Annotated in this window: 9 protein-coding genes, 1 pseudogene and 1 riboswitch; of the genes and pseudogenes, 6 read left to right on the plus strand and 4 right to left on the minus strand. The window is 58.0% G+C overall.

The annotated features are described in order from the left end of the window. Positions 1-46: 46 nt before the first annotated feature. From TU74_RS21060 to cobM, 5 genes are all read left to right on the plus strand, one after another. Positions 47-406: a response regulator gene (locus TU74_RS21060; RefSeq protein ID WP_047276650.1), complete on the plus strand. Its 360-nt coding sequence runs from the start codon at positions 47-49 to the stop codon at positions 404-406. A gap of 35 nt (positions 407-441) precedes the next feature. Next, positions 442-655: riboswitch (cobalamin riboswitch) on the plus strand. A 94-nt stretch (positions 656-749) separates the two neighbouring features. After that, positions 750-938, plus strand: a complete 189-nt coding sequence (locus TU74_RS21065; protein WP_047274450.1) for a CbtB domain-containing protein — start codon at positions 750-752, stop codon at positions 936-938. A gap of 10 nt (positions 939-948) precedes the next feature. Continuing rightward, on the plus strand, positions 949-1,650 hold the full coding sequence (locus TU74_RS21070) for a CbtA family protein (protein WP_047276648.1): 702 nt from the start codon (positions 949-951) through the stop codon (positions 1,648-1,650). After that, positions 1,647-2,060, plus strand: a complete 414-nt coding sequence (locus TU74_RS21075; protein WP_048377583.1) for a cobalamin biosynthesis protein — start codon at positions 1,647-1,649, stop codon at positions 2,058-2,060. The genes TU74_RS21070 and TU74_RS21075 overlap by 4 nt, the downstream gene beginning before the upstream one ends. A 75-nt stretch (positions 2,061-2,135) precedes the next feature. Next, positions 2,136-2,882: a precorrin-4 C(11)-methyltransferase gene (gene cobM / locus TU74_RS21080; RefSeq protein WP_048377584.1), complete on the plus strand. Its 747-nt coding sequence runs from the start codon at positions 2,136-2,138 to the stop codon at positions 2,880-2,882. Between the two features lie 94 nt (positions 2,883-2,976). Here cobM and nfuA read toward each other — a convergent pair whose 3' ends face one another. Then, positions 2,977-3,561: a Fe-S biogenesis protein NfuA gene (nfuA, locus tag TU74_RS21085; protein ID WP_047276641.1), complete on the minus strand. Its 585-nt coding sequence runs from the start codon at positions 3,559-3,561 to the stop codon at positions 2,977-2,979. A 110-nt stretch (positions 3,562-3,671) separates the two neighbouring features. Continuing rightward, positions 3,672-5,969 (minus strand): fatty acid cis/trans isomerase, encoded by a 2,298-nt coding sequence (locus TU74_RS21090; protein ID WP_048377585.1) that lies wholly within the window; start codon positions 5,967-5,969, stop codon positions 3,672-3,674. A 152-nt stretch (positions 5,970-6,121) separates the two neighbouring features. Here TU74_RS21090 and metH point away from each other — a divergent pair, with 152 nt between their 5' ends. Continuing rightward, positions 6,122-9,832 carry a methionine synthase gene (gene metH, locus TU74_RS21095; protein ID WP_048377586.1) on the plus strand — a complete coding sequence of 1,237 codons (3,711 nt, stop codon included), beginning with the start codon at positions 6,122-6,124 and terminating at the stop codon, positions 9,830-9,832. A 90-nt stretch (positions 9,833-9,922) separates the two neighbouring features. Here the strand turns inward: metH and TU74_RS21100 are convergent, their stop codons facing one another. Both TU74_RS21100 and TU74_RS23800 read right to left on the minus strand, forming a co-directional pair. Continuing rightward, entirely contained in the window at positions 9,923-12,688 is a 2,766-nt protein-coding gene (locus TU74_RS21100) for an NEL-type E3 ubiquitin ligase domain-containing protein (RefSeq protein ID WP_162199727.1), read from the minus strand. Positions 12,689-12,746: 58 nt separating this feature from the next. Further along, positions 12,747-13,600, minus strand: a pseudogene (locus TU74_RS23800) (IS5 family transposase). Positions 13,601-13,653: the final 53 nt, after the last annotated feature.

Here is a 13,653-nt window from a genome sequence, read left to right on the forward strand (position 1 = left end):
ATACGTTTTGGCTTCACCGCGCTCACCACTTTTCGGGATACCCACTATGCCTGCAACACCCTCCACCATCCTCGTTGTAGAAGACGATGCCATTGTTCGCATGCTGATCGTGGATGTGCTGGAAGAATTGGAATTCACTGTGCTGGAGGCAGATGGCGGCGAAGAAGCACTGACGTTCATCAAGAACACCGAACTGGTCATTGATCTGCTCATGACCGATGTCGGTCTCCCGATCATGGACGGCCGTGAACTGGCTGAGCAGGCACTGCTCTTGCGGCCCACGCTACCGGTGCTGTTTGCCAGCGGGTATGCCGAAAGCCTGGCTAAGCCTGACAACGCCTTCGTTATCGGCAAGCCCTTTTCAATTGATCAGTTACGCGACAAGGTCAAGAGCATACTTTCCTGACACGTGAATTGACGCCTCCCCCGCTGCCATGCTCTCCTACACATCTTGTATCAGGTGCCCTTCACAGGGTGAAACGGGAAACCGGTGCGTCAGGCGCTCATCGCCTTGATCAGTCCGGTGCTGCCCCCGCAACGGTAAGCGAGCGGAACATCACAACCACTGTGCCCAGGCATGGGAAGGCGATGTTCAGCGGTTCAATGATTTGAACCCCTCGTGAGCCCGGAGACCGGCCTGTTCACATCCAATGACAAACCCGCGGTGGGCGGGCGCTGTTGAACCCTGCGATCTTCTTCGCGGGGTTTTCTTGCGCCTCTCCCCCGCTGTCTGACCCGAGGGAAGCGCCATGTCCATCAGCACCAGCCGTACGCAGTCTGCAACGTCCACATCCACCCAAAGCCAGCGCATCGTTGCGGCTGTCGGCGCTGCCGTGCTGGGAGCGTTTCTGGTTTACTTCGCGGGCTTTTCTCACATTGACGCGGTACACAATGCCGCGCACGACACCCGTCACAGTTCAGCCTTCCCCTGCCATTGAGACCCCGGCCATGATTAAGCGCATTGCTCAAACTGCCGGTTTTACGGGCTTGCTGGCCGCCCTGTTGCTGACCGTGCTGCAAAGCCTGTGGGTGACGCCGCTGATTCTCGAAGCTGAAACCTTCGAAAAGCCCGCCGAGACGCCCGCGCATACACACACTGACACCCACATGGCTGCCCATACCCATGACGCTGAGGCCTGGGAGCCGGAGGATGGCTGGCAGCGCGTGTTGTCCACCACCGGCGGCAACCTGGTGGTCGCTGTGGGGTTTGCCTTGATGCTCGCAGGCCTGTACACACTGCGCAGCCCGACCCGCACCTCTCAGGGTGTGCTCTGGGGATTGGCGGGGTATGCCACGTTTTGCCTGGCGCCGACGCTGGGCCTGCCGCCCGAGCTGCCGGGCACCGCTGCGGCAGATTTGCTGCAACGTCAGGTCTGGTGGGTGAGCACCGCAGCGTCCACTGCCGTGGCCATTGCCTTGGTGGTGTTTGGCAAGCATTGGGCACTGAAAGTACTCGGGGTGGTGATTCTGGTGATCCCCCATGTCCTGGGCGCCCCCCAGCCGGAGGTTCACTCAAGCCTGGCCCCGCAAGCCCTCGAAACCCAGTTCAAAATGGCTTCGCAATTGACCAATGTGGTGTTTTGGCTGGCGCTGGGGGTGATCAGCGCGTGGTTGTTCCGACGCAAAGCTGATGGCCAGTACGCTGCATGACCGCCGCGCCCACCGCCCCCACCTTCGTGGTGGGGCTGGGCTGTCGACGCGGCTGCAGCGCTGAAGAACTGTTGACGCTGATCCAGACGTCTCTGAGCCATGCCGGGATCACGCTCAGCGAAGTCCGGGCCTTGGCCAGTATTGATGGCAAACGGGACGAACCCGGTCTGATCCGGCTGGCGCAACAGTTGAAACGGCCTTTGCACGTCTTCAGCGCACAACAGCTTGCCGCGTTTGCCCCCCGGCTCAGTCACCGGTCCCCCGTCTCGTTCACCCACACCGGCTGTTTCGGGGTGGCTGAAAGCGCGGCACTGGCGCTCTGCGAGTGCTTGAGCGGGAACCGCGCGACGCTGCAGGTCACGCGCCAGACCTCTGATAACGCGACGTTTGCGTTAGCGACCCGGCAATAATCAGGCGATACTTCGCCGCCTCACTATGAGCGTTGTTCAAGCGGCGCTCTATTTCGCATCGTTCAAGAGACTGCCATGACTGTGTATTTCATCGGTGCCGGCCCCGGCGATCCAGAGCTGATTACGGTCAAAGGCCAGCGTCTGATCCGCAGCTGCCCCGTCATCATCTACGCCGGCTCACTGGTGCCCGCCGCCGTGCTGGAGGGTCATCAGGCCGAGCAGGTGATTAACAGCGCCCAATTACATCTGGAACAAATCATCGAGCTGATCCAGTCGGCTGACGCTCAAGGTCAAGACGTGGCCCGCGTCCATTCCGGCGATCCTAGCCTGTATGGCGCCATCGGTGAGCAAATCCGCTGCCTGCGGGCGCTGGGCATTGCGTTTGAGATCATCCCCGGGGTCACGGCGACCGCCGCGTGTGCCGCCCTGCTCGAAGCGGAGCTGACCCTGCCTGATATTTCGCAAACGGTAATCCTGACCCGCTACGCGGAAAAGACCGTGATGCCCGCGGGCGAAGAACTGGCGAGTCTGGCCCGTCATCAAGCGACCATGGCCATTCATTTGGGGGTCAAGAACCTTGCCTCGATCGTGGACGAACTGACACCCCATTACGGCAGCGATTGCCCGATAGCCGTCATCCACCGCGCCAGTTGGCCGGATCAAGACGCCGCCAGCGGCACCCTGGCTGACATTGTCGAGAAAGTTCAGGCCAAAGGGTTCAGGCGCACGGCGTTGATCCTGGTCGGTCGCGTGCTGGCCAACGACAGCTTCAGCGAATCGTCGCTGTACCGCGCTGGTCACGCACATCTGTATCGCCCGTAGCGGTCTTGCGCTCAATCGGCAGGCATAAAAAAACGGTGCTCACGGGGCACCGTTTTTTTATAGAACGCGCAGCGAACACCTTGGGACTGATGAATCAGTAGTAGGCGTTTTCTTTCTGCGAGTGGTCAGTCACGTCACGCACGCCTTTGAGCTCGGGAATACGCTCCAGCAAGGTGCGTTCGATCCCTTCACGCAAAGTCACATCGGCCTGACCGCAACCCTGGCAGCCACCGCCGAACTTGAGGACCGCAATGCCGTCTTCTACCACTTCGATCAGGCTGACCTGACCGCCGTGGCTGGCCAGACCGGGATTGATCTCGGTTTGCAGATAGTAATTGATGCGCTCGTTGATCGGGCTGTCGGCGTTGACCATGGGCACTTTGGCGTTAGGCGCCTTGATGGTCAGTTGCCCACCCATGCGATCGGTCGCGTAATCCACAACGGCGTCTTCAAGAAACGGCTCGCTGACCGCGTCGATCCAGGCGGTGAAGCTTTTCAGGCCCAGCGCGGTATCTTCTGGTTTGATTTCATCGCGCTTGCAATACGCAATGCAGGTTTCAGCGTACTGGGTGCCGGGTTGGGTGATAAACACGCGGATGCCGATACCCGGGGAGTTCTGCTTGGACAGCAGATCAGCCAGGTAATCGTGTGCGGCGTCGGTAATCGTTATGGCGCTCATGGAATCTCCTCGCAGACATGGGGCGCAGTTTACGCCAATCGGCGCGCCTGACAAAGTCCTAGTATTTTTGTCAGGAAAGCCGCACCCCACGTGGGTGAAACAAATGACCTTTACAGGTTCTCGTAGCGGTTCATGTCCAGCACGCCCGCCTCTACAGGGTCGGTTTGGTTAATGTATTCGCCAATGTCATGGAAGTACTGCCAGAACTGCGGGTGGCTGCGGCGAATCCCCCAGCGCTGGACGATGGCCTCAAACGCGGTTTGATCCTGGCTCGCCTCCATCGCCTCGACAAAAGCCTCTACCTCATCGGCCGGAATGTTGAACATAAAGTTCGGGTAACTGCTGAGCACGCCCGGGTAAATGGTCAGCGTGTCCAGCCCCGGCTGCAGGCGGTATTCCTCGCCCAGCATAAAGGCCACGTTGGTATGCGCGCGGTTGCGCAACAGGCTGTACATCTCACGTTTACCGTCGGCACTCTCGATACGCAGCATGGTGGCTTCGGGCAATTGGTTGATGACCGGTAAGCCGGCGGCAGGACGCGAGGTCAGACGGCTCAGCGATTGCTCGGCGTACTGGAAGGCACGCGGGATGTTCGGCCGCGAACAATAAGCGCCCGTACAGCGGTTGATCGGGTCCGGCCGCGCATTCAGGGTGCCGGTGCGCTCAATCAACTTGAGGGCAAAATCGCGTTTCGGGTCGGCCGGGTCCAGCTTCATACCGGTTGGGGTGTCCGTGTCGATCTTCTGATAGTCCATCCACATCTTCAGCTTGCCGCTGTTTTGATACCAGTCGCCCAGAATGGCGGCCCGCGCGTCGGCAGGCATCAAACGCAGAAAGTTGACCTCGGCGCCGTTGCGGATCAGATCGAAGTAAAGACGCGTCTGGGCCTGATGCGAGACGTTGCCGAACACATCGAAGTTAACGGCCAATTGGTAGTAGGTGCGCTCTAGCAGCGGGTAATCGAACAGCCACAAGGTCTGCGGGATTTCACCCACCAGCCCCTTGCTGACACTGGCACTGTCGAAATGCCGGAAGATGGTCAACAGCGCGTTGTCATTGCCTGCCCACAGGGTCGACCAGCTCGGCGGCGGCATGTCGGCGTACGCTGCCTGGCGCAGGTCTTCATACTCGTTGCGCTTGTCCCGGTAGTTGTGCCACAGCGAAATAATGCTGCCCACATCGTCGATCTGCCCCGGCATCGCTAGTAACGGCGTGGCTTTGCCGCGGTACGCCGCATCGGTCACGTAACGGTCGCGGGCGGGCTCCTGGAACACCGCCCAGAAGTTGTCGCGGATCACGTCAGTAGCAATTTGCCCGCGGCACACAGGGCCGCGAATAAAGGTGCGCACGAAATATTCCGCGTTATCCAGCATGAACTGATAACGGGCCACCGCCGGGATCGCTTCAAAGGTTTCAAACGGATTGGCGCGCCCTCGTGGTCCATACCCCGGTAGCTTGGCGGCATGCCAGTCGCCGCTATAAAACAGTTGCTTGACCCGTTCTAGCTTGCGCTGCCCCATCGGGTATGTGATGTGGGTTTTATGAACGATCACCCCCTGCACCGGCATGATCCGATAATAGAAGGTGGTGCCCGGGTCGTCGTTGGGGCGCCGGGTAGCGATCAGGTCAATCGGTTGCCCACTGGGCGTGCGCGAGCGCACCCACTGGAAATAGTGACCCGGCACGCCATTGTCGAAATAGGCGTGGGCCAGAAACAAATGCTCATACAGCCAACGGGCCACCAGCGCCTCAGTCGACCCCGGGCGATTGAGCAACTCTTCCCATTCGGCAATCTGACTCGCCTCGATGGCGGTCGGCTTAATGGCGTTTTGATCGACCGGGGCGCCCTGCGCCAGCCAGGTTTGCACCGTGATGTATTGCTGATCCGTCAGGCCGGTCACGGCCAACGGCATGCCTTCGTTGGGGTGTTTTTGCGCATAATCGTTAAATTCGCCGGGGGCCGGGCAACTGTTTTCACGGTTGAGGCCCAGCACAATGCCTTCAGGCAATTTGGCATTCGGGGTCAAGGGGGCGCTGTGTCCCAGTTCGAGCATGCGCGCCATGAGCGCCGCTTGTGCCCCTTGTGCATCCAGCACCGAATAGAAACCTTTATTGCGCCACTCTTGTTGACCTTTGGCGTCATAGAAAATCCGCGTCGGCGCAACCGCCGTGGTTCGATCGCCCTGATACACGGGCACCTTGCTGGCACCCCGGGTCGCGCCCTCCGCGCTCCCGAGATTGAGCTGGCAGGCCGCATCGTTGCAGGCGTGACAGGCAACGCACTTTTCGGTAAGGATCGGCTGGATATCCCGGGTGTACGAAATAGCCGGGCTCACCAGCGGGGTTTGGCCCAACGCTGTACTGCACACCACCAGCGTCACAGCGCCGGTGAGGAGGCGAAAAAACATGTGCCATTGTCCTGATATTAAAAATGTCGCGATTCTACCCGTCGAAGGCTCGCCTCAACATGAATGAAATTCATGAAAAACGGCGAACGATCAAATCCCACGCAGGTTTGTTATGATTTGCCCTCTTTTGCATGGCCCTAACAGGTAGTCCTATGTCTGACCGCAGCGCTCGTCTCCAAGCACTTCAGCACGCCCTCAAAGAGCGCATTCTGATTCTCGATGGCGGCATGGGCACTATGATCCAAAGCTACCGTCTTGAGGAACACGACTATCGTGGCACACGCTTTGCCGACTGGCCGAGCGACGTCAAGGGTAACAACGACCTGTTGGTCATCACCCGCCCGGATGTCATTGGTTCGATTGAGAAAGCGTACCTGGATGCCGGTGCCGACATTCTCGAAACCAACACCTTCAACGCCACTCAAGTTTCCCAGGCCGATTACGGCATGCAGGCGCTGGCCTACGAGCTAAACGTAGAAGGCGCCCGACTGGCGCGCAAGGTGGCCGATGCCAAGACCCTTGAGACCCCCGACAAACCGCGCTTTGTGGCAGGGGTTTTGGGCCCGACCAGCCGCACCTGCTCGCTGTCACCGGACGTCAACAACCCCGGTTACCGCAACGTCACATTCGATGAACTGGTGGACAACTACACCGAGGCCACCCGGGGCCTGATCGAAGGTGGCGCAGACCTGATCCTGATCGAGACCATTTTCGACACCCTGAACGCCAAGGCTGCGATTTTTGCCGTACAAGGCGTATTTGAAGCCTTGGGCATCGAGTTGCCGATCATGATCTCCGGCACCATCACCGACGCCTCCGGCCGCACCCTGTCCGGCCAGACCACTGAAGCGTTCTGGAACTCGGTGAGCCATGCCAAGCCGATTTCGGTGGGCTTGAACTGCGCGCTGGGTGCCAGCGAGTTGCGTCCCTACCTCGAAGAACTGTCGAACAAAGCCAGTACCTACGTCTCGGCACACCCGAACGCCGGCCTGCCGAATGAGTTCGGGGAATACGACGAGTTGCCTGCACAAACGGCCAAGGTGATTGAAGAGTTCGCCCAAAGCGGCTTTTTGAACATCGTTGGCGGCTGCTGCGGCACCACGCCGGGCCATATCGAGGCCATCGCCAAAGCCGTTGCCGGTTATGCGCCACGCCAAATCCCGGACATCCCCAAGGCCTGCCGCCTGTCAGGGCTTGAGCCGTTCACCATCGACCGCAACTCGCTGTTCGTCAACGTGGGCGAACGCACCAACATCACTGGCTCGGCGCGTTTTGCCCGCCTGATTCGTGAAGACAACTACACCGAAGCCCTGGAAGTGGCCCTGCAACAAGTTGAAGCCGGTGCGCAAATCATCGACATCAACATGGACGAAGGCATGCTGGACTCCAAAAAGGCCATGGTGACCTTCCTCAACCTGATCGCGGGCGAGCCGGACATTTCCCGGGTGCCGATCATGATCGACTCCTCCAAATGGGAAGTGATCGAGGCGGGCCTCAAGTGCATCCAGGGCAAGGGCATCGTCAACTCGATCAGCATGAAAGAAGGCGTCGAGCAGTTCATCCATCACGCCAAACTGTGCAAACGCTATGGCGCGGCCGTGGTGGTGATGGCGTTCGATGAAGCCGGTCAGGCCGACACCGAAGCCCGCAAAAAAGAAATCTGCAAACGCTCCTACGACATTTTGGTCAATGACGTCGGCTTCCCGCCGGAAGACATCATCTTTGACCCGAACATCTTCGCCGTGGCCACCGGTATTGAAGAGCACAACAACTACGCAGTGGACTTCATCAACGCCTGCGCCTATATCCGCGACGAACTGCCGTACGCCCTGACGTCGGGTGGCGTGTCCAACGTGTCCTTCTCGTTTCGTGGCAACAACCCCGTGCGCGAGGCGATCCACTCGGTATTCTTGCTGTATGCGATCCGCGCGGGCCTGACCATGGGCATCGTCAACGCCGGGCAACTGGAGATCTACGACCAGATCCCGACCGAACTGCGTGACGCGGTGGAAGACGTGGTGCTCAATCGCACGCCCGACGCCACCGATAACCTGTTGGCGATTGCCGACAAGTACAAAGGCGACGGCAGCGTCAAAGAAGCCGAAACCGAAGAATGGCGCGGCTGGGACGTCAACAAGCGGCTGGAGCACGCGCTGGTCAAAGGCATCACCACTCACATTGTTGAGGACACCGAAGAGTCGCGTCTGTCGTTCAAGCGTCCGATTGAAGTCATCGAAGGCCCGTTGATGTCGGGCATGAACATCGTGGGTGACCTGTTCGGCGCGGGCAAAATGTTCCTGCCGCAGGTGGTCAAATCGGCCCGCGTCATGAAACAGGCCGTGGCGCACCTGATTCCGTTCATTGAACTGGAAAAAGGCGACAAGCCCGAAGCCAAGGGCAAGATCCTGATGGCCACGGTCAAGGGCGACGTACACGACATCGGCAAGAACATCGTCGGCGTGGTGCTCGGCTGCAACGGCTATGACATCGTTGACTTGGGCGTCATGGTGCCTGCGGAGAAGATCCTGCAAGTGGCCAAGGAGCAGAAGTGCGACATCATCGGCTTGTCCGGCCTGATCACCCCGTCGCTGGACGAAATGGTCCACGTTGCCCGTGAAATGCAGCGCCAGGACTTTCACTTGCCGCTGATGATCGGTGGCGCGACCACGTCCAAGGCGCACACGGCGGTCAAGATCGAACCCAAGTACCAGAACGATGCCGTGATTTACGTGACCGACGCCTCCCGTGCCGTGGGCGTGGCCACACAATTGCTGTCCAAAGAGCTGAAAGCCGGCTTCGTCAACAAGACCCGCGACGAGTACATCGAGGTCCGCGAGCGCACCGCCAACCGCAGTGCGCGCACCGAGCGCCTGAGCTACGCCGCGTCCATCGCCAAAAAACCGCAGTTCGACTGGGCCCATTATCAGCCAGTAAAACCGACGTTCACCGGGGCCAAGGTGCTGGACAACATTGACCTCAACGTACTGGCCGAGTACATCGACTGGACCCCGTTCTTCATTTCCTGGGACCTGGCAGGTAAATTCCCGCGCATTCTGACCGACGAAGTGGTGGGCGAAGCTGCTACCGCGCTGTACGCCGACGCTCAGGAAATGCTCAAGAAACTGATCGACGAGAAGCTCATCAGCGCCCGCGCCGTCTTCGGCTTCTGGCCTGCCAATCAGGTGAACGATGACGACCTCGAGCTGTATGACGAGAGCGGCCAACCGTTGGCCACGTTGCACCACTTGCGCCAGCAAATCATCAAGACCGATGGCAAGCCCAACTTCTCGCTGGCCGATTTCGTTGCGCCTAAAGACAGTGGCGTGACCGACTACGTGGGCGGATTCATCACCACAGCCGGGATTGGCGCAGAAGAAGTGGCCAAGGCCTACCAGGACGCGGGCGACGATTACAACTCGATCATGGTCAAGGCCCTGGCCGATCGCCTGGCCGAAGCCTGCGCCGAATGGCTGCACCAACAGGTGCGGACCCATTACTGGGGTTACGCCAAGGACGAGCAACTGAGCAACGACGCGCTGATCAAAGAGCAATACAGCGGCATCCGCCCTGCCCCTGGCTACCCGGCGTGCCCGGATCACACTGAAAAGGCCACGCTGTTCACCCTGCTCGACCCTGAAGCCGAAGAAATGTGGCCGGGCAAAAGCGGCGTCTTCCTGACCGAGCACTACGCCATGTTCCCGGCTGCCGCCGTCAGCGGCTGGTACTTTGCGCACCCGCAGGCCCAGTACTTTGCCGTCGGTAAAGTCGACAAGGACCAGATCGACAGCTACACCGCCCGCAAAGGCCAGGACTTGGCCGTGACCGAGCGCTGGCTGGCGCCGAACCTGGGTTACGACAACTAAGGCCCCGGCACCCGTGCGGCCTGTGTGCTGTCGCTGAACAAGCGGCAGCACACAGGCTTTTTTTGCCCGATTACGGTGAAAACCGTTGTGTTACTGACCGTTCAGTTTGGCGCGTTCAAGATGAGACAAGCGTTCGTAAAGCGTTTCAAACTCTCTTTTTTTCTTGCTGCCTAACGCTTTTATTGCCGCGTTGTAAGACTCATTTATAACCGGGTAGCGATCTTCCAACTGGTCTGCTTCTGTTTTTAGCTGCAACTCCAGCGCCTGGCACTCATCAGGGTATTGCGCCTTTAAATAACTGATCCATTTCTCCGAGGACAATAAATAGTGGCTGAACTCGGGAGAATTATCGGTCGCAATGACTCGCTCGTAGGCTTTTTGAAGTGTCACGTTAAACGGTTCATCCAGCTCCACTGAAGGGTGTTCAACCAGATTGCGGTAAATCATGTCTTTGGGCTGTTTGGGCAATTGCAGGCGCTCGGCCAGACTGATGCGAAAATCCAGTCGCACTTCAGCAGGGTCTATCGTCGGGTACTGAACCATGAATTCCCGGGCAATTTCTTCCACCCGCTCCAAACGATACAAACTTTTGTACAAGCCCAGCAGAACTGAACCGGCTTCACTGGAACTGACGCCCTTAAGTACGTTGAACTCATGGACCTTCACTTCCAGATCACTGAATAACAGAATGCGTCCGTCACCACAGGTATAGGGTGAGCGTGCCTGAACGAAAAGCTCGCTGCCCAAAGCCTCATTGTTATAAGCAGCCTCAAGCACGTCCCATACCCTCGCCGTCAGGAGTGCCTTGCCTTCAATGAAGTCCCGGGTATTTTTTAACTCGGTGAGCAGATGAAACAACCCGTCACTGCCCTGGCGGCCAGACACCACGTCCCATATACGATGCTTCGGCGAATCGGCTGGCACCTCGTTGAACCAGCGCGCTTTTTGAACCGACGGCGACTCGTGGATGCCTGCATCCAGATCCTCATCGGCTTCTGGTTCGGAATCACTTGCAGAGTCATCAGAGTGATGCAATCCCGATTCCAGTTCTTCGGCCGTGAAGCCCAGTCCGTTGCCGGTTGAATGCTGATAGTCATGCAGCGCTTCAAGGTCGTCATACTCCAATGGATTATCAGTTACATCCGTACCGGCCATCAGGTTGTTGTAGGTGCGGTCATAGAGTTGATCGGGTATGTGATGGATTCGATTATTACTGAGGTCCAGTTCCGACAGCTCAGAGAGATTCATTACACCCCCAGGCCAGCGTGTCAGGGCATTACCACTGAGATTGAGCGTACGCAAAGCAGGCAACTCACCCGCATTAAAGCTTTCCAGGGCATTGGTGCTTAAATCCAGCCATTCCAGATGGGCCAAAGAACGCAACTGGCTCTGCAGCATTTCGGTGTTCACCAGGCGGTTATGAGCGGCCTCCAGGCGGGTGAGATTATCAAGCCCCTCTACAGCACCAGGCAGTTCTACCAGGGCATTGTTGTTGATACGCAACGTACGCAATTGAGGCAAAGAACGCAGGAAATCATTTGAACCGTGCGCCGTTAACCTCACACCGCTCAAATCAATAGAGGTGATGTGTTCTAACACAACAGGCAATTGAGGCAGGTCCCCCACACACAAGTCCGAAAAATCGATGACTCTTGCATGACTCGCGCCCTCAGGTGTCTCGGCGGTAAGCATTTGACGCCAGGCACGCATGAGCCGATCCGAGGCTCTTCTGCGATCCAGAGCACTTACCCATTGGGCTTCGACTCTGTAGCTCTGGCTATCAATCCAGCGGTTGAGCTGCCGGGTCATCGCGTTGTACTGACGATGCCAACTGTCGAGTCGGGCGTGAATGTCTAATGCACCCTCACCGCTGCTCATCCAGCGGTCAATGCAGTTAACCGCATCGCGCAAACTTAACTCAGGATCAATGCTTTGCAGCCTGGCGGCAGGCGTAAGTGAGGTATCGCTCTCAGCGAGATCAGGAACAGAAGGCAATAGCATGTCCGGATTTTGCGAGACCTCCAGGGGGAAATACTCAGGCTCACCGCCTGTTTTACCTTCCATCAACAAGCCTCGGGGTATCCACCCGGCACTCACGCTGTTTGTTCGGTGTGCATACCCCAGCAAGTCCAGACAACTGTCGCGGCTCAGCGCACATCCCTCAAGCCGGGTGTTGCTCATTAACCTGTCATGCCCGTTAAGCGCAGCCTGCGGCACATCGGTAACCCCACTGCGGGACAAATCAAGCTTGCGCAGGCGAGGCAAATCGAACACACCCTGAGGCCACGCCCTGATCGCCGTCTGGCTCAAGTCAAGCTCTTCGAGCTGCTCCATCATGCTGACATTCAACGTATCCACCCGATTGCCGCGCAAACGTAATACGCGTAGTTGGCGCAATCGATCCAGACGTGACTGCGCGTAAGGCGTGACCGTCAGCTCGTTATGCGATAAATCGAGGTGTTCAAGCTGGCTAAACTCGGTGAGGGAAGACGGTATACGGTGGATCTGGTTGTGGCTCAGGTTTAACGTTTTGACATGAGTGAACGACTCAAGCAGGTGATCCAGTGACTCGCCGGGGGCAACGTGACCTGTAATTGTCAGGTGCTGAATATGCTCAAACCCGCTGCTCGGTATACGTGCAAGACTGCTTATTTCATGACCGCCATTAAGACTTAAGTGCGGGTTAACCCTACCAATCCCGGCCTGCCCCTCGCCTGCAAAGCGATGGAAAACGCCATCTTTCCAGGCTCGTCGCAGGTTTGCGGCGACGCCTGAATCCGCAGGAATCTGATTTCCAATCGTCCAGGTATCAAGGCCCTGCGTTAAGACCGCAAATTCCTTATTAACGCCCAACACCGTTATAAATTGTTCGTGCAGAGGAACTTGCCGCCTCCGGAATTGGGACAACAGGTTGTTAGGCTCTGTACGTAAAGTATTGTCGCAAGCACCGCATAGCGCAGGCCAATGAGACCATCGCCGCAAAACTTGTTGCGAGCTTGTCGAAGCGCGTCACGATGCGACGGTTCTCCTTCAGCCAGCCAAACATGCGTTCGATGATGTTGCGCTGCCGATATTTGGGGCGATCAAAAAGTCGAGGCAATCCTGGCTTGGTTTTGCGCTTCATGCTTCGCAACGGAATGACTGGCTGCATGCGATAACGATCACAATACTGGCGCAGCGCTTCAGCGTCGTAACCCTTGTCAGCCAGCAACCAGCGGCAACGCTTGCGTGGGCGACCGCGCAGGCTGGGTATGCAAGCCTGATCGAGTAGCGGTTGGGCATAGGCTATATCGCTGGCTTGTCCGCCTGACAACAGGAAACGCAGAGGCACACCATTGGCGTCGCACAGCATGTGAATCTTGGTCGTCAGGCCACCCCGGCTGCGCCCGAGCGCGTGGTCTTGCGGTTCTTCAAATCCCCTTTTTTCCCGGCACCTGATGAGGCCCGGGTTGCTCGTACGGCAGTGGAGTCGATCATCCATGTTTCCAAGTCAATCAAACCCTGCTCATTCAATCGGATATGAAGACGCTTGAGCATCTGATCAAAAGCTCCGCAATCACGCCATCCCCGGAACCGTTGATAGATCGTTGACCAAGGGCCGAATCGTTCGGGCATGTCTCGCCAGGCTGCGCCAGAGCAAAGCACCCAGAGAATACCGTTTAGCATCAGGCGATCATCGGCCCGAGGGCGCCCGGTGCGCTGATTTTTGGTGAAGATATCTGCAACCAGATCCCAGGCTGCGTCGGGGAGTTCATACCGCTTTGCCATCTTGGCCTCCTGGCTTTAATGGCGGTGTATTTTACAGAAAATCGTATTTCTTA

This window comes from Pseudomonas lundensis (genome assembly GCF_001042985.1).
In the GTDB taxonomy this organism is placed as follows: domain Bacteria; phylum Pseudomonadota; class Gammaproteobacteria; order Pseudomonadales; family Pseudomonadaceae; genus Aquipseudomonas; species Aquipseudomonas lundensis.